We start from the raw sequence: 20,921 nt of genomic DNA on the forward strand, positions 1-20,921 counted from the left end.
CCGTTCATGCCCACATCCCGCCACCCCTACCGCTCATGAGAAGGCGAGTTCGCTGACGATGATGCCCGGTGCGTCGTACACCAGGTATAGGTCTGTCCGGCCGGATGTGCCGAGCGCGCAGCTGATCTTCTCGTACGCGTACCGGCCCGCCCCCGCGCCGACCGCCTCGGCGAGCACTTCGCCGTCGAGCGGATCGTCGGCCACCAGCGCGACCCGGCCCGCGCCGCCCGCGACGGCGAAGGTCACCCGCTCGCAGCCGGTCAGGTCGGTCGCGCCGAAGGACAGCCACGCGCCCGCGTCGGTGGCGCGCACCGCGTCGCCCCGGTCGAGAGCCGCGTCGACCAGCACCACGCCGCAGGCCTCGTCGTGGTCGATCGCGCGCAGCAGACCGGGCCGGCGGGGGCCGATCCGCTCGCCGCGTACGGTCAGCGTGGCGCAGCTGCGGATGTCGGTCGCCGAACGGCCGACCATCACCTTGTGCCGGGCCGCCTCCACCACGGGCCGTCCCGTGGTCACGTCCCAGAACGACAGGTCGGCGGCGGCCAGCGCGATGCTGACCACGGTCCGCTCGCCCGGTGCGAGCCGGACGCGGCGGAACCCGCGCAACCGCCGCAGCGGCTGCTTGACCCGCGAGCGCTGCTGATGCGTGTAGAGCTGCACGACCTCCTCGCCCGGCCGCTGCCCGACGTTGGTCACCTCGACGGTCACCTCGACCGTGCCGTCGGCGTCGATCGCGGCGGCGTCCAGGCCGACCGCGCCGTACTCGAACTCGCCCCAGCTCAGGCCGTGCCCGAACGGGTACAGCGGGGTGCCGCGGTAGTACAGGTACGTCGCGTCGCTGGTGATGATGTCGTAGTCGTAGAGGTCGGGCAGCTCGCAGTGGCTGCGGTACCAGGTCTGCGGCAGCCGCCCGGCGGGCTCGGCGTCGCCGAACAGCACGTCGGCGAGCGCGTGGCCGAACTCCTGGCCGCCGTGGCTGCTCCACAGCACCGCGGGCAGATGCACGTCGGCCCAGCTGACCGCGTACGGGTAGCTGCTGGTCAGTACGAGCGCGGTGCGCGGGTTGGCGGCGTACACGGCGCGCAGCAGCGCCTCCTGCGCGGGCGGCAGGGCCAGGTTCTCCCGGTCCTCGGTCTCGCGCCCGTTGACCAGAGGGTGGTTGCCCAGCACCACGACCACGGCGTCCGCCTCGGCGGCCACGGCGGCGGCCTGCTCGGCCCCGCTGTGGCGCAGCTCCAGCTGGAGCCGGGACGCCTGCTCGAAGCTCGCGCCGACCGCGGCCACCCCGTCCTCGCCGACGACGAGGTAGCTGCGGCTCAGCTCGTGGTGCAGGGACAGCGTGCCGTCGGCCCGTTCGACCAGCCGGAACGTCTCGTGCACGTCCCAGCCGTGCGGTCCGGGCGCGTCGGCGACCAGCAGGTTGTCGCGTACGGTCAGGTGCCGCCCGTTGGCGGCCGAGCGCAGGGCCAGCACGCTGGTGCCGTGGTGCCCGGCCGGGCCCGGGTGGCTGCCCCAGTCGAACACGTCGAACCCGTGCGGGTCGGCGAACGCCCGCCGCAACGGCTTGGCCTCCTGCGGATCGGCGACCGCCAGATAGCCGCCGCCCACCAGGCGCAGCGCCACCCGGTCCACGCCCTCGTCGAAGCTCACCTGGTCCGAGCCGAGCCGGGCGGCCAGGCCGTCGAGCGCGGTGACCTGGTACGGCAGCGTGCCGCTGTACCAGTCGGCCATCAGCTGGTCGCCGAGCGGCCCGATCACCGCGACCCGCCGCACCTGTTCCGGGTCGAACGGCAGCAGCCGGCACTCCTGCTTGAGCAGCACGATGCTGCGGGTCGCGGCCTCGCGGGCCAGTGCCTGGTGCGCGGGGCAGTTCACGGTGTCCGGGTCGAGGCCGGTGAACGGGTTCGCCTCGGCCGGGTCGAACTCGCCCAGCCGCATCCGGATCGTCAGCACCCGGCGCACCGCGGTGTCCACGTCGGCCTCGGTGATCAGGCCGCGGTCCAGGGCCTCGGTGAGCCGCCCGATGGTGACGTGCGAGTTCGTGTCGGCGTCGGTGAAGCTGTCCACCCCGGCCTTCAGCGAGGCGGCGTGGCTGCTCGCGTGGTCGGGGAAGTAGGCCTGCTGGGCCGGGTCGGCCAGGTTGCTCGGCGCGTACGCGTCCGACACCACCAGCACCTCGTCGCCGGTCCAGGACCGCAGGTCGTCGTCCAGGTGCGGGCTGACGTGCGCGGGACGGCCGTTGACCAGGTTGTACGACGCCATCACGGCGACCGCCGCGCCGCTTTCGATCGCGGGGCGGTACGCGGGCAGTTCGTACTCGTGCAGCACCCGCGGGCCGAGGTTGCTGGAGCTGACACAGCGGTCGTTCTCGTTGTTGTAGCCGAGGAAGTGCTTCAGCGTCGGCGCGGTCTTCAGGTAGACAGGGTGATCACCGCGCAGGCCCTGCGCGTACGCCGCGCCCATCAACCCGGTCAGCCAGGCGTCCTCGCTGTACCCCTCCTCGTTGCGGCCCCAGCGGGGGTCGCGCAGCGGGTTGACCACCGGCGCCCACACGTTGAGCCCGGCCCCGGACGGGTCCTTGTGGTGGCTGGCCCGGACCTCGTCGCCGACCGCGGCGCCGACCCGGCGCACCAGGTCCGGGTCCCAGCTCGCGCCGAGGCCCACCGCCTGCGGGAACACCGTCGCCTCGCCGAGCCAGGCGAGGCCGTGCAGCGCCTCGGTGCCGGTGCGGAAGCCGCCCACGGACAGCCGGGGCACGGGTGGCTGGTGCTGGTGCAGCAGCGCGATCTTCTCGGGGAGCGTGAGCCGGCCGAGCAGGTCGGTGACGCGGTCGGACAGCGGTGCGGAGGGGTCGCGGAAGTTCATCGCCGGGTTCCTTCGTCTGGGCGGACGGTCGGAAGATGCGTCGTGGAGGGGCGGTGCGTCGTGTCGAAGCGCTTCGACAGCGGGTCGCGCGTGTTCCGGATTCTGATCCACAGTCGAAGCGCTTCGACGATCGTCTGAAGAAGACTCCGCATGGCACGTGTTTCTGCCTGATTTCGCAACGGAGTACGCCAGAGATTTACCGTGTTCCACCGGTCGTCGTCAAGGGAGCGTTCCCATGGCTGGTCGGCGGGCATCGAGGTGCGATCGGCTCACCAGCGCCGATGCCCGCCGCTCGGCGAAACTTTCGTGGATCCGCCCCCGGTGGTGTCAGCCCGGCAGTAGTTCGCGCGGCGAGGGTGGGCGGTACGCGAGTTCCTCGGCGGGGCGCAGGCGGTCGCGCAGCCGGGACAGCCCGCGGCGCGCCGCGACGGTGCGGCGCGGCCCGTCCACGTGGGCGTAGTGCAGGTGGTGCACCCGGCCGGGACCGCGCCACCAGGGCGAGCCTGCCCCGGACAGCGGGTAGTCCCGCTCCCGCAGCCGGCTGCCGAGCTTCGCCTCGCACAGGGTGATCTGCCAGGGCTCCAACCGCTCCCGCCAGCTGCCGACCCGATCCGTGGTCACCGGCTCGTGGGTGAGGCGGTGCCAGCTCTTGCGGCTGGGCACGGCGACGTCGGCCAGCCGCGCCGGTTCGGCCATCGCCGGGTCGTACTCCTCGTCCAGGAACCGGCAGATCGCCCGCAGCTCCGGCTCGGGATCGGCGACCAGGTGCTCGTAGCGCACCTCGTGGTAGGAGTCCTCGTCCAGGATGCGGCGGGCGTACGCGGAGGAGTCCATCGCCCGCGCCCAGTCGGAGATCGCGTGGCACACGTCCTTGCCCTGCTGCCAGGGCGTCTCGCCGAGCGAGGCGACGCAGTCGCGGCCGTCGCGCACGATGTTGACGATCTGCGCGTCGGGGAACAGGCGCAGCAGCGGGACCAGGTTGTTCAGGTACGCCGGACGCTTGTCGCCCCAGCGGGGCTTGTCGAAGCGGCGGGCGTAGGCGCGGAACACGGTGCCGAGTGCGGAGCCGAGCGTCGGGGGGCCGGTCACGATCTCCTCGACCACGGCATCCGGGTCCAGGCCGAGGTCACCGAAGGCGGTCCGGGTTCCGGTGATCCACTCGGCCAGGCCGCGCCGGTTGGCGGGTTCGCGCAGGTCGCCGAAGCTCGCCCGGTCGGTGTACGCGCCGAGCAGAAAGCGCGTTTCCGGCGGGATCGCGATCCGCGGGTGCGCGTGCAGCATGAGCTGCAGCATCGTGGTGCCCGACCGCGGGCACCCCACGACGAACACCGGCCGGTCACTGCCCACAGGTGACTCCGTCCATAAGGGTGGCTTGTCCGGATTACACCCTTATTAACGACCCGCGAACAACCGACGATGCGCCGCCCTGCGTCCCACGTCCCCCATGATCGTCCGACTTGCCAGGCACCTGTGCGTATCTTTAGCGCGCATTTGCCCAGGTGCCTGGCAAGTCGAGTGGCCTTGGTGCGCGCCGCGCCCGGCTTGCGCCGCGGTGGAGGGGTCAGAGGCGGGGGAGGCGGCCGGCGTCGACGTGGTCGAGGACGGTGGCGGCACCGCCGGTGGCGGCCGCGCCGTGGTCGAGGATCGAGGCGACGACCTGGGCGCCGCCCTGCTCGGGGCCGATGCGGCGGGCCTTCAGTTCGGCCTCGACCGGGGGCAGGAGCCAGGGGGCGAGGGGGACGAAGTAGCCGCCGAGGACGACGACCTCCGGGTCGAGCAGGTTGGCCAGGATGGAGACGCCCTGGCCGAGGGCCCGGCCCACCTCGTCGAGGGCTCGCAGCGCGGCGGGGTCGTTGGCGCGCGCTCGGCGTACCACCTCGTCGACCTCGGGTTGCAGGTCGGTGAGGTCGCCGTCGCCGGCCAGGTCGGGCAGCACCCGCGCGATGATCGCACTGATGCCCGCGATCGCCTCCAGGCAGCCGCGGCGGCCGCACGCGCACGGCGGGCCCTGCGGGTCGATGGTGATGTGGCCGATCTCGCCGGGGAAGCCACGGTGGCCGCGCAGCGGATTGCCGTCGCTGATGATGCCCGCGCCGATGCCGACCTCGCCGGTCAGGTAGATCAGGTTCTGCGAGCCGGCGAACGCGCCGTACCGCGACTCGGCCAGCACCGCGAGGTTGGCGTCGTTGTCGACGGCGACCGGGAAGCCGGGTTCGCCGAGGGCGCGGTTGACGATGTCGCGCAGGTTGACGTCCTGCCAGCCCAGGTTGGGGGCCATGATGACGACGCCGTCGGGGGAGACCAGGCCGGGCACGCCGACGGTCAGGCCGAGCACCCGGCGGTCCTCCTTGAGGACGCGGTTGACCGCGCGCCGGCCGAGTGCCGCGATGGCGGTGGCGGCCTGCGCGGGGCTGGACGCGAGCCCGGCGAACGAGCGCCGCCAGGACAGCACCTGCTGTCCGGCCAGGTCGATGGCGACCGCGGTGAGGTAGTCGGCGTTGACCTCGATGCCGATCGCCGCGTACGGCGAGCCGTCGAGCACGAGCATGGTCGCCGGGCGGCCGATCCGGTGCTCGGTGAGCCCGGTCTCGCGCAGCAGCCGGCGTTCGATCAGGTCGGCGACGAGGCTGGACACCGTGGCCTTGTTGAGGCCGGTGGTGGCGGCGATCTCCGCGCGGGAGCATGGCGCGTGGCTGCGCACGTAGCGCAGCACGACGGCCAGGTTCGTGGCCCTGACATCGGCGAAGTCCGCCGGTTGAGGGCCGCGCTGCATCGTGATCACCGTCTGCCCTCCGGTGTGGCTGCACTGGTCGCCCCATCATGCCGTATGGAGCCGTCGGTCAGCATCGCCGTCGACGTCGGCGTGGGAACGCTCCCTTGTGGTCGCTCTGACCTTCGGCTAGTTTGTTTAGTCGAAAGCCGAACTAACTGTACCGCGTAACCGCTCCACCGACACCCCTTTCCCTGATCCTGAGCTTGACAAATGACGAAGGGAGCACGCCGTGGACAACCCCCTCGCGGGCGCGGCGGCGAACCGCCGATCGTTCCTGAGCCTGCTCGGCCTGGGCGCGATCGCCGTCGCGGGCAGCGGCACACTCGCCGCCTGCGGTGAGAAGGCGGCGGACGAGGGCACGACACAGCAGCTGGACAAGCTGCAAGCGGTCCTGCCCAAGTACCAGCCGCTGGAACTGGTGCAGCCGGACATCAAGGGCGTCTCGCCGGTCGCCAACGGCTTCACCAAATACCCGTCGACGCTGGTCGACGCGATCACCGAGAAGCCCGGCCGGGGCAGCACCATCACCACGATGACGCCGTACTGGGGGCAGGTGCCGGCCGGTCCGGGGCAGAACGCCTACCTCGACGCGATCAACGCGGAGCTGGGCGCCGTGGTCACCCCGGGCATCCAGGACGGCAACACGTACGCCGACAAGCTGAACGCGATCCTGCCCGCCCGCGACATCCCGGACGTGCTCTGCATCCCGGGCTGGGAGATCAGCAAGATCCCGAACTTCTCCGAGGCGGCCAAGGCGCTGTTCGAGGACCTGACCGACCACCTGGCCGGGGACAAGGTCACGCCGTACCAGATGCTGGCCAGCCTGCCGACCGTCGCCTGGGGCAACGCCGTCTGGAACGAGCGGCTGATGGCGGTGCCGTGGCCGACCGACGGCCCCTACCCGTGGGCGCTGTTCTACCGCAAGGACCTCGTCGACGCGGCCGGTGCCGGGATCCCGAAGACGGCCGACGAGCTGTACGACTTCGGCAAGAAGATGACCAACCCCGGCAAGGGCGTGTGGGCCTTCAACGACATCCAGGCCATGGTCGAGATGATCTTCCGGGTGCCGAACTCGAAGGACGGCTGGGGCTCCAAGAACGGCAAGGTCGTCTTCAAGTACGAGACCGACGAGTTCAAGGCCGCGCTGGAGTTCCTCGCCAAGCTGTACAAGGACGGCCTGATCCACCCCGAGGTCGTGGCAAGCAAGGGCGCGGACGCCAAGCTGCTGTTCTCGGGCGGCAAGATAGCGATGATCCAGGACGGCGTGGGCGCGTGGCTCGGCATGCAGGCCGAGCAGCAGAAGGTCACCACCGGCTTCAACATGCAGCCGGTGCCGTTCTTCGCCGCCGACGGCGGCGCGCCGCTGGTCTGGGGCTCGGGCGACCCGGTCTTCTACACGTTCGTGAAGAAGGGCCTGGGCAAGGAGAAGACCGAGGAGATCCTGCGCATCCTCAACTTCGTCGCCTCCCCGCTGGGCACCAAGGAGTTCGAGCTCATCGAGTACGGCGTCGAGGGCAAGCATTTCACCAAGGGCGCCGACGGCTGGCCGGCCGGCACCGACCTGCAGGGCAAGGAGAAGGCGGACCAGTTCCGCTTCCTGGCCGGCACCGCCCCCACGATCAAGTACGACGCACGGGTTCCGAACTACGTGACCGATCTGATCAACTGGGAGAACGCCGCGGTCAAACACCTCGAAGTGGACCCGTGGCTGGGCATGAAACTGGAGATGCCGGCGGAGTACGTGAAGGTCAAGCAGCCCACTGAGGACAAGGTCAAGGACATCGCCCGCGGGCGGCGTCCGCTGTCCGACCTGGACGCGGTGCTCAAGGAGTGGCGCGACGGGGGCGGCGAGGCCGGCCGCGCGCACATGGCTAAGGCGCTGAGCGACGCCGGTCGATGAACAGGGAGTCGCTGTGAAAGGCACCACCGACGCCGGTGGGCAGTCGCCGGCGGTCCGTCTTCAGGACGGGCCGCCGCGGCAGGCCACCGGCACAGTGGCCGGGTCTTCGGCGGCCCGGCCACTTCCCACACCCCCGGACGGCGCGCCGCCCACCCGGCGGCGGGCCTCGTTCGGGGCGCGCTGGCGGCGGGACTGGCCGCTGCTGCTGATGGCGCTGCCCGCCGTACTGCTGCTGGTGGTCTTCCACTACGTGCCGACACTGGGCAACGTGGTGGCGTTCAAGGACTACGACCAGTGGTCCGGTGACACCGCCATCGAGGCCATCGTCAACAGCCCCTGGATCGGCTTCACCAACTTCGCGGAGCTGTTCGCCGACTCCCAGTTCTGGGACGCGCTGCGCAACACGCTGCTGATCACCACGTTCCAGCTGGTCTTCTTCTTCCCGCTGCCGATCGCGCTGGCGATCCTGCTCAACAGCGTGGTGTCGACGCGGCTGCGCGGCTTCGTGCAGACCGTGGTCTACCTGCCCCACTTCTTCAGCTGGGTGCTCGTCATCACGTTCTTCCTGCAGATGCTCGGCGGCTCCGGCCTGCTGGCGCAGGTGCTGCGGGACAACGGTCTGGAACCGTGGGACGTCATGACCAATCCCGACACGTTCATCCTCCTGGTCAGCTCGGAATCGCTGTGGAAGGACGTCGGCTGGGGCACCATCATCTTCCTGGCCGCGCTGACCGCGATCGACCAGAGCCTGTACGAGGCGGCCGCCTCCGACGGGGCCAACCGGTGGCGGCGGCTGTGGCACGTCACCCTGCCCGGCCTGCGCCCGGTCGTGGTGCTGCTGCTCATCCTGCAACTGGGCAACGCGCTGTCGGTCGGCTTCGAGCAGTTCATCCTGCAGCGCGACGCGGTCGGGCGGCAGGCCGCCGAGGTGCTCGACACCTACGTGTACCACCTCGGCCTGCTCACCCAGGACTACGGCGTCGGCGCGGCGGCCGGGCTGTTCAAGGCCGTCATCGGCCTGATCCTGATCCTGGTCGCGAACCGGGTGGCCCGCCGCTTCGGCGAAGAGGGGGTGTTCGTCCGCTCATGAGCGTTGTCACTCCGGCCATGAGGGCCCGTCGCCGGCGCGCCCAGCGGCCCGCCTGGGAGGAGCCGCCCACGATCGCGGGGCGGATCGGCAAGGGCGTGCTGCTCACCGCCGTGGTGCTGGCGGTGCTGATCCCGCTGTGGTCGGTGATCGTGACGAGCTTCTCGTCGCAGAAGGCGATCGCCGACGCGGGCGGCATGGTGTTCCTGCCACGCGACTTCGACATCTCCGCGTACGTGCTGATCTTCACCCGGGGCGAGGTGTCGCAGGCGGTATGGAACAGCATGTTCGTCACCGTCGTCGGCACCACGCTCAGCGTGCTCTGCACCGTGCTCGCCGCGTACGGCCTGTCCCGCCCCGGCAGTCTCTGGCACCGCCCGCTGCTGCTGTTCTTCCTGATCACATTCCTGATCGGGCCGGGCCTCGTGCCCACCTACGTGGTGGTGACCAGCCTCGGGCTCAAGGACTCGCACTGGGCGCTGATCCTGCCCGCGGCGGTCAACGCGTTCAACCTGATGGTGGTGCGCCAGTTCTTCATGGGCATCCCGGCCGAGCTGCTCGACAGCGCCCGGATCGACGGGGCCGGGGAGTGGACCATCCTGACCCGCATCGTGCTGCCGCTGTCCAAGGCCGTCGTAGCGGTCGTCGGGCTGTTCTACGCGGTCGGGTACTGGAACATCTACTTCAACGCGGTCCTGTACCTCAACGACGCCGAGGACCGGGTGGTGCAGCAGGTGCTGCAGGCGTACATCATCGCCGGTCAGAGCCCCGCCGGCATCGGCTCCCCGCCCGCGCTCGGCTTCAACGCCCCACCCAGCCTCGCCGTCAAGATGGCCGTGGTCGTGGTGGTCCTCATCCCCGTAGTCGCCGTGTACCCCTTCATCCAGCGCCACTTCACCAAGGGCGTCATCACCGGCGCCCTCAAGGGCTGACCAGTCACCCCACCCCTCGCCCCGCCCAGACCGATCGCCGCGGCTCTCCCTTCGCCGCGGCGATCTCTTTTCCGGGTCCCGAGGCCCCTCGATCACGACGATCTTGCGTGGGCTGTGGGTATGACACGCCCATATGAGGCGAACGGCCAACGGTTCGCGCGAGATCGTCGTGATCATGGCGGGGCGGGGGTGAGGGTCAGGCGAGGAAGGAGACGATGGTGGTGGCGAATTCGGGGTTGCGGACGACGGTGAGGTGGTCGCCGGGGAGGACCTTCCAACGGGCGTCGGGGAGGGCGGCGGCGAGGACCTCGGGGCGGGTGGCGAGCCAGTCGTCCGTGCCGGCGAGGACCAGGGCGGGGATCGTGATCCGGTCCAGGGCGATCGGGGTGCGGTGGCCCGCTTCGGCCTGGGCTGCGAGGGCTCTGCGGTCCGCGCCGGAGGCGTCGGCGAACAGGCGGAAGCCCATCACCCGCTCGTCGGTGATGGTGCTCGGATCGTCGGTGAGCAGGCCGTCGATCAGCGCGCGGCCGGGCAGCGCGGACCGGTCCACGCCGCCCTGCTCGACGGCGCCCGCGCCGATGCCGCCGGTGACCAGCCGCCGGACGCGGCGGTCCGCGGCGGCGGTGAGCAGGGCGACGACGCCGCCCATGGAGTAGCCGACCAGGTCCGCCTGCGCCAGGCCGAGCAGGTCGAAGAGGGCGGCGAGGTCGAGCGCCATCTTGTCCTCGCCGTACCGGGCGGGGTCGTGGGGCTTCTCGGACGAGCCGTGGCCGCGGGCGTCGATCGCGATCACGTGGCGGCCCGCGCCGACCAGCGCGTCGACGACGCCGGGGGCCTTCCAGTTGGCCGCCGCAGAGGTGCTGAACCCGTGGTGCAGCACCACGGGCGGCCGGCCGGCGGTGGGCTCGCCCCAGGTGTGGTACGCCAGGGTGGTGCCGTCGAAGGACGGGAAGGTCTGCATGCGGCTCTCCGATCAGGTCAGGGCTCGGAGCCGCCGCACCCGGCCGGCATGCCACCGGGGCACACGATGCCAGGGCGCACGGTGCCAGCGGCTACTTGATCAGTCTGCGCAGTGGCCCGTCACCGCGGCATCGGCGATTTCACCGGTCCGCGGCGAGCCCTGCCGCCCCGGCTTCCGCCCGCTCCGCCGATGTGCGTGCCGTCACCCATCCCACTGCCCTGACCTGTACTTCGACAGGCGTGATGTTGGGAAGGGCACCTTGTACAACGCGGAGCGTTGTCAAGGTGCCCTTCCTTGCACTACAGGCGGGGGAGGGTGAGGTCGCGGGCTTCGGCGTAGCGGGCGCGGAGCGCGGGGAGCGCGTCGGCTTCGAAGAGTTCGAGGCCGTCGAGGGTCCAGGCGGGGGCCGTGCCGGTGGCGATCCAGGCGGCCTGGCGGGCGGCGCCGTCGGCGACGTACTCCCCGGGCGGGGGGACGGCGACGGGGCAGCCGAACACGGAGGGGGCGATGCGGCGCACCGCCTCGGACTTCGCGCCGCCGCCGACCAGGAGCACCCGGTTCACGGTCGCGCCCTGGCCGCGCAGGGCGTCGAGGCCGTCGGCCAGTGCGCAGAGCATGCCTTCGACGGCGGCGCGGGCCAGGTGGGCGGGGGTGGAGCTGCCCAGGGTGAGGCCGTGCAGGGAGCCGGTCGCGTCGGGCTTGTTCGGGGTGCGCTCGCCCTCCAGGTAGGGGACGAGGACCAGGCCGTCGCTGCCGGCGGGGGCGGACAGGGCCAGCCGGGACAGTTCGGCGTGGTCGACGCCGAGCATGGTCGCGGCGGCGTCGAGCACGCGGGCGGCGTTGAGGGTGCAGACCAGGGGCAGGTAGTGGCCGGTGGCGTCGGCGAAGCCGGCGACCGTGCCGCTGTCGTCGGCGGCGGGGACCGTCGCGACGCTGAACACGGTGCCGGAGGTGCCGATGGAGACGATCACGTCGCCCGGCTGCGCGCCCACGCCGAGCGCGGCGGCGGCGTTGTCGCCCGCGCCGGGGCCGAGCAGGACGCCGCCCGGGGTCCGGCCCGGCGAGCCGTCGGGACCGAGCACGGTCGGCAGCAGCACGTCCCGGCCGAGGGCCAGCTTGAGCAGATCGCGGCGGTACTCGCCGGTGCTCGGGGACCAGTAGCCGGTGCCGGAGGCGTCGCTGCGGTCGGTGGCCAGCGCGGACAGGTCGCCGGTGCCGCCCAGCCGCCAGGTCAGCCAGTCGTGCGGCAGGCAGACGGCGGCCGTACGGGCGGCGTTGTCCGGTTCGTGCTGGGCCAGCCAGCGCAGCTTCGTCACGGTGAACGAGGCGACCGGCACGCTGCCGACGGCGTCGGCCCAGGCGCGCGGCCCGCCGAGCTCGGTGACCAGGTCGGTGGCGGCCTGCGCGCTGCGGGTGTCGTTCCACAGCAGCGCGTCGCGGACGACCTGGCCGTCGGCGTCGAGGCAGACCATGCCGTGCTGCTGGCCGCCGACCGAGACGGCGGCGACGTCGTCCAGCCCGCCCGCCGCGGCGAGCGCCGTCTGCAGGGCGTCCCACCAGGCGTCGGGCGGGCAGGACGTGCCGTCGGGGTGGCTTGCCCGCCCCTGGCGGACGAGCGCGCCGGTGTCGGCGTCGCGGACCACCACCTTGCACGATTGGGTGGAGGAGTCGATGCCGGCGACGAGTGCCATGGGGTTCAGTCTCCTGGTGCCTGCCAGGTCGCCGTGAGCAGGCCGTCCACCGGGCCCAGCGTGGCCCGCACGCCGTTGACCAGCACGGTGGCCGGAGGGGTGCCGCCGGCGACGGTGGGGAACGCGATCGCCGTGACCCGGGCCGGCCCGGCGATGGTCACCGAGAGCGTATCCCCGTCCCGGCGTGCGGCGACAGTGCTTACGCAACCGTCGTCCCGGATCTCGGTCACGGCGTCGCCGCCGCCGAAGCTGAGCAGCGTGAGCTGCGCCCACGGCCCGTCGGCCAGATGTGCGGCGGGTACGGTGACCGGTAGCAGAGCGTAACGGCGTACCCACAGCGGCAGCTGGGTCAGCGGGGGAGCGACCCGCGACGTGACGCCGCCGGCGATCACGTCGCCGCTCCACCAGTCGACCCACTCGCCCGGCGGCAGGTAGACGTCCCGCTGCTGGGTGGCGCTGATCATGGGTGCGACCAGCAGCTCCGTCCCGAGCCGGTACACGTGCTCGGCCCGCCACGACGCCGCGTCGGCCGGGGTGTCCACGCCGAGCGCGCGCATCATCGGCTCACCGGTCTCCGCCGAGCGCAGCGCGGCCGAGTACAGGTACGGCAGCAGCCGGTAGCGCAGCCGCAGCGCCTCGATCACGTCGGCCTCGACGGCCGGGAAGCGCCACGGTTCGCGGGTGGTGGTGCCGTGGAAGCGCACCAGCGGCGACAGCGCCCCGAACTGGGCCCAGCGCAGGTACAGGTCGTCGCTGGGGGTGCCGCAGAAGCCGCCGCTGTCGTGCGACCAGTACGGCACGCCGGACAGCCCGTGCGCGAGCCCGCCGTTCATCGACGACGCCATGGCCTCGTACGAGCACATCGTGTCCCCGCCCCACTGCGCGGCATGGCGCTGCCCGCCCAGGTACGACGAGCGCCCCCAGACCGTCGAGTGCCCGTGCACCTCGCGGGTGACCTCGGCCACCGCGTCGTTGAACAGCAGCGCGTACACGTTGTGCAGCTCGGTGCCCGTCATGCCGTTGAAGGCGACCGCGTCGGCGGGCACGCCCTCGGCGAAGTCGGTCTTGAACACGTCCACGCCCTGCCGGGCCAGCGGCCGGAGCAGGTCCTGGAACCAGGCTGTCGCCTCCGGGTTGGTGAAGTCGACGATGCCGCCCGCGGGGAACGAGCCGTGCCAGGAGTCGGCGACGTACACCGCGCCGTCGGCCCGGCGCAGCAGGAAACCCCGTTCGGCGGCCTCGGCGAAGCGGTCGGTGCGGTGCGACAGGTACGAGTTCATCCACACGCACACCCGGAAGCCCTGCTCGTGCAGGGTGGCCAGCATGGCGTCCGGGTCGGGGAACGCCACCGGGTCCCACAGCAGGTGCGACCAGGTGCCCTCGGCCTGCCAGTACGTGTCCAGGTGCAGCACGTCGCAGGGGATGCCGTGCGCGCGGATCGTCGCCGCGCGGGCCAGCACCTGCTCCTGGGTGTCGCGGCAGAAGCCCGAGGAGATCCAGGAGCCGAACGCCCACTTCGGCGGGCAGGCCGGGCGGCCGGTGAGCGCGTTGTACCGGGCCAGCACGTCGGCCGGGGTGGGCCCGGCGAGCACGTAGTACTCGATCAGGTCGTCGGGCACGATCAGCTGGGTCACGCTGCCGGTGGACGCGCCGAAGTCGAACTCCACCGGCATGCCCGAGTCGACCACGATGCCGTAGCCCCTGCTGGACTGGTAGAACGGCACGTTCTTGTACGCCCGGTCGGACTCGCTGCCGAAGGCGTCGAAGTTCCACATCACCGGCCGCTGGCCGCGCAGGTTCAGCGCGGTGAAGCGCTCACCGGTGCCGGACAGCACCTCGTCGGCGGGCATGAGGAAGCTCTCGTGGTAGGCCACGATCCGGCCGTCCACCCGGGAGCAGCCCAGCGGCAGGGTGCGCATGCGGCCGGAGATGTCGGTGAGCCCGGGGTCCGCGCCCAGCAGGCGGCGGCCGTCGGCGTCGTGGAAGGACAGCCGCCACGGGCTCAGCGTCACCTCGGCGGTCAGCGGGCCGGCCGTGACGGTGACGGTGTTCTCGCCGGTCACCACGGTGGCCACCGCGCCCGGATCGGGCTGGGTGAGCGGGAGCAGCCGGGCGCTGCGGCTGCGCGCGCCGGACTCCTCGGACAGCCGCACCCGCAGCACGCCGTCGCCGGCCGCGCCTATGTGCAACTGCAGCGTGGTGCCCGCGTCGGTGTGCGCGTGCAGCGTCGCGCCGGTGGAGTCCTTGCCGGTCAGCTCGGCCCACACGACGGACTCGGGGCCGTGCTCCCCGTACGCGCGCCGGGGCAGTTCCGGCGGGTCGGCGGAGAAGTACTCGTGGGCCACCAGCGGTGGACGGAACGGCATGATCGGCTCCCAGTGCGGCGTCTGCTGCAGGTACGGCACCTTTTAGTTTTCCGTGTAGCCAAACAAACGTCAACGGTTGACGGTCGTGAGTGATCCCTCTACTTTGGCCGCCGTGCCAACTAACCCGTTGTTCTTCGGCGCCGACTGGAACCCCGAGCAGTGGCCCGAGCACGTCCGCGACACCGATCTCGCCCTCATGCGCGAGGCCCGCGTCACCGCGGCCACCGTCGGCGTCTTCAGCTGGTCGCGCCTGGAGCCGAGCCCGGGGGTGTACGACTTCGGCTGGCTCGACCGGGTCCTCGACGGCCTGCACGAGCACGGGATCGGCGCGGTGCTGGCCACCCCGACCGCCTCCCCGCCGCCCTGGTTCACCCAGGCCCACCCGGGCGCGCTGGCGATGCGCCGCGACGGCGTACGCCTGGTCCACGGCTCCCGCGACACCTACTGCGTCAACGCCCCCGCCTACCGCGCCGCGAGCCTGCGCATCGCGACCGCGCTGGCCGAGCGCTACGCGAGACACCCGGCCGTGCGGCTGTGGCACGTGCACAACGAGTACGGCACCTGGTGCTTCTGCGACCACTGCGCTCGTGCCTTCCGCGCCTGGCTGCGCGAACGCCACGGCACGGTGGCCGACCTCAACGACGCCTGGACCGCGGACTTCTGGAGCCAGCGCCACACCGACTGGGCACAGGTCCTCCCGCCCCGCGCCACCCAGTACCTCGGCAACCCCGCCCACGAGCTGGACTACCGGCGCTTCCTGTCCGACAGCATGCTCGCCGCGTACGCCGAGCAGCGCGACGCGATCAAGGCGGTCGCGCCGGACGCTCAGGTCACCACGAACTTCGTGCTCGGCGGCTGGGTGCCCGTCGACCACGCCCGCTGGTCCCGCGAGGTCGACCTGGTCGCCATCGACCACTACCCGTCCTCCCTGGACGGCACACCCGCCCAGAGCGCCTTCGCCGCCGACGCCGCCCGAGGCTGGTCGGCCGCCGCCGGCCACGACGGCACCTGGCTCCTCATGGAACACGCCCCCGCCCACGTCACCGAGAACGGCGTACAGCGCCGCAAGCCACCCGGCATGCTCGCCCGCATCGCCCTCGCCCACCTCGCCCGTGGCTCCCTGGGCGCGATGTACTTCCAATGGCGCGCGAGCGTCGGCGGTGCCGAACAATGGCACAGCGCGATCATCGGCCACGCCGGCCCCGACACCCGCCTCTACCGTGAAACCCGCGCCCTCGGCGAAACCCTCGCGAGCGAAGGAAGGGCACCTTCTTATCGCTCCGCGTATAAGAAGGTGCCCTTCTTAACCGACGAACCCGGCGGAGCTGGGGCGGAGTTCGGCGAAGGCGGGTCCGGCGCGAGGGCAGCCGATCGGCGTGCGGAGGCGGACGCGGTGGCAGCGGACGGCGACGGGGTTGCCGGCCGCGGGGAGGTGGCGGTGTGGTTCGACGAGGTGTGCGGGTGGGCGGTCGGGGCGTCGCACCTGCCCGCGCCGCTGGACTACCGGGGCGTAGTCGAGAGCTGGCACCGCGCGCTGTGGCGGCGGGGGTATCCGATCGACGTCGTGCCGCCCACGGCGGCGCTCGCCGGGTACCGCGTGCTGGTCGTGCCCGCGGCGTACCTGCTCACCGACGAATCAGCGCGCAGGTTGGACGAGTACGTCCAGGCGGGCGGGCACCTGGTGGTGACCTACCTGTCCGGGATCGTGGACGAGCACCTGCGGGTGCGGACCGGGGGCTATCCGGGTGCGCTGCGCGAACTGCTCGGCATCCGGGTCGAGGAGTTCGACCCGCTGCCGCCCAGTGCGGTGGTCACCCTCGACACCGGAGATGTCGCCTCGTCCTGGACGGAGCACCTGACCGCGTCCGGCGCGGAGGTGCTCGCCCGCTACCCGGACGGCCGCCCGGCCGTGACCCGGCGCGAGCACGGCGCGGGCGTCGCGTACTACGTGTCCTGCGCCCTGGACGACGCGGCGACGGCCCGCCTGCTCGACGGGATCTGTGCCGCCGCCGGGTCCGCTCCGATCCTGCCCCACCTGCCCGACGGCGTGGAAGCGGTGCGCACCCTCGACGGGGTCTGGCTCTTCAACCACACGGACGAACCGCACACGATCGCAGGCCGTCTCCTCGCCCAGGGCACCGCCGCAAGACTCGCGGCCGCATAGCGGCTCCGGTCAGGCGGGGCGGTGGTCGACGAAGCGGTCGCCGCCGTACGCCGCGAGCGTCGCCGCGATCTGATCCGGCGTGTCCTTGACCTTGGCCAGGTCGAGCAGCACCCGGCAGGGGCGGCCGTCGACCGGGTTGGGCGCGTGCACCAGTCCCCGGTCGAGCAGCGCGCCCGGGACCGGCACAAGCAGCAGCCGGCAGACGACACCACCGTCGAGGCCCGGTCCCTGGTACAGGATCACGGTTTCCACCTGGGACCAGAGCACCTCGGTCGCCCAGGCGCCCCGGGTCAGCGACAGGCTGTGCGCATCGACCCGGAACCCGTGCCACCGACCCCACCAGACACCGGCGCTCCAGCGCCCGAATCTGCTGAGCCACCCGTCGAACCGCCCGCCAGCCATCGGGCACATGCTAGGGGACGGCGTCGCGGGAGTCAGCCGGTGCGCTCGATCTCGCCGGGTCGCCAGGTCTGGTCGTACCAGGGCTGGAGCGGGCCGTAGAGGCGCAGCATGGTGAACCAGTGCTTGCCGGGCACGGTCTGGATCCAGTTCGGCTCCCGCCCCGGCGGCGCGGTCGGGCCGAAGAACACGTCGGTGGTGCCGTCGGCGTTCGCCGAGACAGTGCCGGACAGGCTGCTCACGCTCGGGTACGGATTGTCGGTGACGAGCAGCGAGCGGGTCTGGCAGTCGTACACGGTGACCGACCAGAACGTCTTCGCGGGCACGTGCCGGGGCAGGCGCAGCCGGTAGGAGCGGCTTCCGTCGAGCCACCGCCCCTCGTCGTCCTCGGCGGTGTAGGCGTACGCGGAGCCGGTGCCCACGGGAGAGGCCGCCATCGCGGGCGTGACCACGGTGGCGAGGTGGTGGAACATGACGCGGGCGTCCAGTAGGCGGGCGCCCTCGCTCAGGAACTCGTGGCTGCCGCCGACGAAGATGCGCTTCCACGAGGAGTCCGGGTAGTAGTAGGCGTGCGGGTCGCGAGGGCGGAAAGCCAGCGCACGGGCGATGCCCGCACCCAGCGGGGCGGCCGTGGCGAGGATCGCGCGCATCCGGTGGTCGGGGCCGAACACGTCGCCCTTGACGATGCCGATGCTCGCCAGGATGCCGCGCCGTTCGGGGTCCAGCGACTCCAGCGGCTCCTCCTGGACCACCACGTCGACCTCGTCGTAGAAGGTCGCGTCGTTGGCGTGCACGGTGTTGTGCGGCCGGTCGGCGAGGTCGACGAACTCGTTCGGCGGCGGGTAGGCGGCCTGTGCGAGCGGGTACACCCGGACCTGGCGGACCGCTTCGACGCCGTCGAGCGCCCGGAACACCGCCCAATTGGTGAAGGTCGGGCAACGGAAGGTGTAGTAGCCGTCGGGCACCTCGTCCTCGTGGTCCGGGGGCAGGAACAGGTATTTGCCGCCCCGGCCCTGGTCGGGCCCGGCCAGGCCCAGGTCGGTGACGTAGCGGAACCAGAAGTCGTCGACGACGCACAGCGAGTTCGGCGGCACCTCGACCACGGTCGGCCCGTCGGTGTCCAGGTCCAGGAAGGTGTGCCCGTACGTGGTGTCGGTGTTGGGGGTCAGGTAGAGGCTGGTGGAGTTCAGGCGCGGGTCGGTGATGCCGATCTGGCGGGCCGAGGTGACGCCGACGTTGCGCAGCCCGGCCCGCATCGCGGCGAGCGACGCGCCGGGCATGGCCACCAGGAACGCCTCGACCGCGCGGATGAGGTCGAGCGCGTCGTACAGCCCGTCGACGCTCTCCGCGGTGGGCAGGCCGTCGTGGAAGCCGAACTGCCCGAGCGGAGTGTCCAGGCTCTCGGGCATGCCGATGGCGGCCAGGATCTCCTTGGCGATGGACATGACGCGCACCTCTCGCGCGGCCGCGTGCCGCGCCTTACCGCACGGTACGCAGAGATGAGGCGATATGTCCCGGTTATCAGAAGGAAGTGCGCGTCCCCGGCGGGGCAGGCCGTGGTCAGTCGGCGTTGACCGACAGCGGGCGGCGGACGGGGCCTGGCAGCGTCATCGGTGGGTGTCCGGCCGGGTGGTGCCCGTTGCCCGGGTCGGCCGAGCCGTGGCCGTTTGCTGCGCCGGGTCCGAAGCCGTTGCCGGTGCCGGGCAGGTAGCCGCCGGTCGCCTGCTCGGGGGCCGGGCCCGCCGGCGCGGGCAGGTGACCGTTGCCCGCGGCGTGGCCGTTCGCGGGAAGCTGCGTCGTCGAGACGGGGACCATGACCGGCACGTAGCCGCCGGTCGCGGGCTCGGGGTCGGGGGTGCGGGCGGGCAGCGGGATGGTTCCGGTGCGCGGGCCCGCTTCACCCGCGCCGGGCACCTGGAACACGCCGCGTGCCGGATGCTCGGGTAGACCGGGCACGGAGGCGGAACTGAACCGCACCGGTAGCGGCACCGGCTCGGCGACCAGGTCGTGTTGGGGCTCGGCGTAGCGGGTGAGCGCGATGACCGCGCCCAGCGTGATCACGAAGCCGAGCGCGGCGACCCAGGACATACCGGGGCGGATCTTGTCGCCCAGCAGCAGCATGCCGATCACCGCGGCGGGCACCGCGCCCGCGGCGTCCATCGCGGCGACCGCGGCGTTGGTGGAGCCGCGCTGCATGGCCAGGCCGAGCAGCAGCTGCCCGGTGAGCGAGTGCGCGATGACCAGGTAGAGCAGCGGATTCAGGCCGAACTCGACGATGGTCTGCGCCGAGGCCAGCGGCCGGGCCGCGATGGCGGCGGAGGCGAAGCAGAGCCCGGCGAGCGAGCCGAGCACCACCGAACCCAGCACGCCCTTGACCTTGCCGGCGAACGCGCTCACCCCGGCGATCGCGACCAGCGCGACGACCAGCGAGATCACGCCCTTGGTGTCCAGCGGCTCGGCGTGGCCGGGCTCGGCGGACACGGCCAGCATGCCGATGCCGGCCATGACCCCGAACAGCAGCAGGATCTCGGCGAGCGGCAGTTTCCACTTGAGCAGCACGACCCCGGCGAACGCGGTGACGCACAGGCCCGCGGTCACCGCGGACTGGACGAGGAACAGCGGCAGGTCGCGCCGCGCGCCTAGGGCAAGGAAGAAACCGAGGATCTGGCAGCCGAGGCCGAGCAGGTACGTCGAGTTGCCGAACAGGCGCAGCAGCAGCCCCGGATCAAGGCTGTCCGTCGTCGCTGTGCGTGTCGCCGCGATGGACTGCAGCAGGTTGGCGATGCCGTACGCGGCGATCATCGCCACCAGGAACCACCAGCCAGAGGACACCACCCACGCAGCTTAGACCCTTAGGGGTCGGCTGCGCCCTACCCGCCCGGCGACTTCACCGAGTGAATGAGAGTGACTACAGTGCGCGAAGACCGGCGGGGCTCAACCGTTCCAGCACGTCATCGTGCAACTGCCCGTTGGTGGCCACCGCGGAGCCCCCGCCCGCGCCCGTCCGGCCGGACAGGTCGGTGAAGGTGCCGCCCGCCTCGGTGACGATCGGGACGAGCGCGGCCATGTCCCAGAGCATCAGCTCCGGCTCGATCATGATGTCGAGCGCGCCCTCGGCCAGCAGCATGTAGCCGTAGAAGTCGCCGTACGCGCGGCTGCGCCAGGTCTTGCGCATCAGGTCGAGCACCGAGGCGAGCCGGCCGGTCTGCTCCCAGCCGTCCAGCGAGGAGTAGCAGAAGCTCGCGTCGGCCAGCCGGCGTACACCGGAGACGCGGATCGGCTGCGCGGCGGCCTGGTGGCGGCCCGCGAACGCGCCCAGCCCCCGCGCGGCCCACCAGCGGCGGCCCAGCGCCGGGGCGGAGACCATGCCGACGACGGGCTCGTCGCCCTCCATCAGCGCGATCAGAGTGCCCCAGATCGGCACGCCGCGGATGAAGTTCTTGGTGCCGTCGATCGGGTCGATGACCCACTGCCGGTTGCCGCTGTTGCCGGTGACCCCGAACTCCTCGCCGAGCACGCCGTCTCGCGACCGCGTCCGCGCCAGCGTCGAGCGCAGCGCCTTCTCCACCGCCGTGTCCGCGTCCGAGACGGGTGTCAGGTCCGGCTTGCTCTCCACATAGAGATCGAGCGCCTTGAACCGGGACATGGAGATGGAGTCGGCGGTGTCCGCCAGCACGTGGGCAAGCCCAAGGTCGTCCGAATAGCGGGCCATGGCGAGAACTTATCGGATCTCCGCCCCGCCGAGGTAACGGGTTGGCGGACCCGCCGCAAATGGGAACGCGT

At 71.9% G+C, this 20,921-nt stretch carries 13 protein-coding genes and 1 pseudogene; 4 read left to right on the forward strand and 10 right to left on the reverse strand.

Going from position 1 to position 20,921, the window contains the following annotated elements:
* Positions 1-33: 33 nt before the first annotated feature.
* The 3 genes from AB0B35_RS04540 to AB0B35_RS04550 form a co-directional block, all read right to left on the reverse strand.
* On the reverse strand, positions 34-2,865 hold the full coding sequence (locus tag AB0B35_RS04540) for a glycoside hydrolase family 3 C-terminal domain-containing protein (protein ID WP_361040593.1): 2,832 nt from the start codon (positions 2,863-2,865) through the stop codon (positions 34-36).
* 327 nt (positions 2,866-3,192) lie between these two features.
* Positions 3,193-4,212, reverse strand: coding sequence for a sulfotransferase (locus AB0B35_RS04545; protein WP_361040595.1), 1,020 nt, complete (start codon positions 4,210-4,212; stop codon positions 3,193-3,195).
* A 214-nt stretch (positions 4,213-4,426) separates the two neighbouring features.
* A complete protein-coding gene (locus AB0B35_RS04550) occupies positions 4,427-5,638 on the reverse strand; it encodes an ROK family transcriptional regulator (RefSeq protein WP_361040852.1) in 1,212 nt (403 codons plus the stop codon).
* A gap of 229 nt (positions 5,639-5,867) precedes the next feature.
* Between AB0B35_RS04550 and AB0B35_RS04555 the strand changes: the two genes are divergently transcribed.
* The 3 genes from AB0B35_RS04555 to AB0B35_RS04565 are packed head-to-tail and all read left to right on the forward strand — an operon-like array spanning position 5,868 to position 9,557.
* Positions 5,868-7,538, forward strand: coding sequence for an extracellular solute-binding protein (locus tag AB0B35_RS04555; RefSeq protein ID WP_361040599.1), 1,671 nt, complete (start codon positions 5,868-5,870; stop codon positions 7,536-7,538).
* Positions 7,539-7,551: 13 nt separating this feature from the next.
* Entirely contained in the window at positions 7,552-8,628 is a 1,077-nt protein-coding gene (locus AB0B35_RS04560; protein ID WP_361040602.1) for an ABC transporter permease subunit, read from the forward strand.
* Positions 8,629-8,645: 17 nt separating this feature from the next.
* On the forward strand, positions 8,646-9,557 hold the full coding sequence (locus AB0B35_RS04565; protein ID WP_361040606.1) for a carbohydrate ABC transporter permease: 912 nt from the start codon (positions 8,646-8,648) through the stop codon (positions 9,555-9,557).
* 196 nt (positions 9,558-9,753) lie between these two features.
* On the opposite strand, the gene AB0B35_RS04570 is transcribed toward AB0B35_RS04565, so the two are convergent.
* The 3 genes from AB0B35_RS04570 to AB0B35_RS04580 form a co-directional block, all read right to left on the reverse strand.
* A complete protein-coding gene (locus AB0B35_RS04570) occupies positions 9,754-10,518 on the reverse strand; it encodes an alpha/beta fold hydrolase (protein WP_361040608.1) in 765 nt (254 codons plus the stop codon).
* Positions 10,519-10,817: 299 nt separating this feature from the next.
* Positions 10,818-12,209, reverse strand: a complete 1,392-nt coding sequence (xylB, locus tag AB0B35_RS04575) for a xylulokinase (protein WP_361040610.1) — start codon at positions 12,207-12,209, stop codon at positions 10,818-10,820.
* A gap of 5 nt (positions 12,210-12,214) precedes the next feature.
* Positions 12,215-14,575 (reverse strand): TIM-barrel domain-containing protein, encoded by a 2,361-nt coding sequence (locus AB0B35_RS04580; protein ID WP_361040612.1) that lies wholly within the window; start codon positions 14,573-14,575, stop codon positions 12,215-12,217.
* Between the two features lie 112 nt (positions 14,576-14,687).
* Between AB0B35_RS04580 and AB0B35_RS04585 the strand changes: the two genes are divergently transcribed.
* Entirely contained in the window at positions 14,688-16,739 is a 2,052-nt protein-coding gene (locus AB0B35_RS04585) for a beta-galactosidase (RefSeq protein ID WP_361040614.1), read from the forward strand.
* A gap of 9 nt (positions 16,740-16,748) precedes the next feature.
* On the opposite strand, the gene AB0B35_RS04590 is transcribed toward AB0B35_RS04585, so the two are convergent.
* The 4 genes and pseudogenes from AB0B35_RS04590 to hisN all read right to left on the reverse strand — a co-directional run bounded on the left by AB0B35_RS04590 (position 16,749) and on the right by hisN (position 20,850).
* Positions 16,749-17,141, reverse strand: coding sequence for a hypothetical protein (locus AB0B35_RS04590; RefSeq protein ID WP_361040616.1), 393 nt, complete (start codon positions 17,139-17,141; stop codon positions 16,749-16,751).
* 32 nt (positions 17,142-17,173) lie between these two features.
* On the reverse strand, positions 17,174-18,583 hold the full coding sequence (locus AB0B35_RS04595; protein WP_361040618.1) for a DUF1254 domain-containing protein: 1,410 nt from the start codon (positions 18,581-18,583) through the stop codon (positions 17,174-17,176).
* 562 nt (positions 18,584-19,145) lie between these two features.
* Positions 19,146-19,940 (reverse strand): annotated as a pseudogene (locus AB0B35_RS04600) (hypothetical protein); the annotation flags it as partial.
* Positions 19,941-20,046: 106 nt separating this feature from the next.
* Positions 20,047-20,850: a histidinol-phosphatase gene (gene hisN, locus AB0B35_RS04605; RefSeq protein WP_191841793.1), complete on the reverse strand. Its 804-nt coding sequence runs from the start codon at positions 20,848-20,850 to the stop codon at positions 20,047-20,049.
* Positions 20,851-20,921: the final 71 nt, after the last annotated feature.

It is taken from the genome of Catellatospora sp. NPDC049133 (assembly GCF_040648455.1).
Taxonomy (GTDB): Bacteria; Actinomycetota; Actinomycetes; order Mycobacteriales; family Micromonosporaceae; genus Catellatospora; species Catellatospora aurea.

Excerpts from the sequence above, each read along its gene's own strand:
- xylB (WP_361040610.1), bottom strand. The coding sequence starts at position 12,209 with ATGGCACTCGTCGCCGGCATCGACTCCTCCACCCAATCGTGCAAGGTG.
- AB0B35_RS04540 (WP_361040593.1), bottom strand. The coding sequence starts at position 2,865 with ATGAACTTCCGCGACCCCTCCGCACCGCTGTCCGACCGCGTCACCGAC.
- AB0B35_RS04590 (WP_361040616.1), bottom strand. The coding sequence starts at position 17,141 with ATGGCTGGCGGGCGGTTCGACGGGTGGCTCAGCAGATTCGGGCGCTGG.
- AB0B35_RS04595 (WP_361040618.1), bottom strand. The coding sequence starts at position 18,583 with ATGTCCATCGCCAAGGAGATCCTGGCCGCCATCGGCATGCCCGAGAGC.
- AB0B35_RS04550 (WP_361040852.1), bottom strand. The coding sequence starts at position 5,638 with ATGCAGCGCGGCCCTCAACCGGCGGACTTCGCCGATGTCAGGGCCACG.
- AB0B35_RS04570 (WP_361040608.1), bottom strand. The coding sequence starts at position 10,518 with ATGCAGACCTTCCCGTCCTTCGACGGCACCACCCTGGCGTACCACACC.
- AB0B35_RS04565 (WP_361040606.1), top strand. The coding sequence starts at position 8,646 with ATGAGGGCCCGTCGCCGGCGCGCCCAGCGGCCCGCCTGGGAGGAGCCG.
- AB0B35_RS04580 (WP_361040612.1), bottom strand. The coding sequence starts at position 14,575 with ATGCCGTTCCGTCCACCGCTGGTGGCCCACGAGTACTTCTCCGCCGAC.
- hisN (WP_191841793.1), bottom strand. The coding sequence starts at position 20,850 with ATGGCCCGCTATTCGGACGACCTTGGGCTTGCCCACGTGCTGGCGGAC.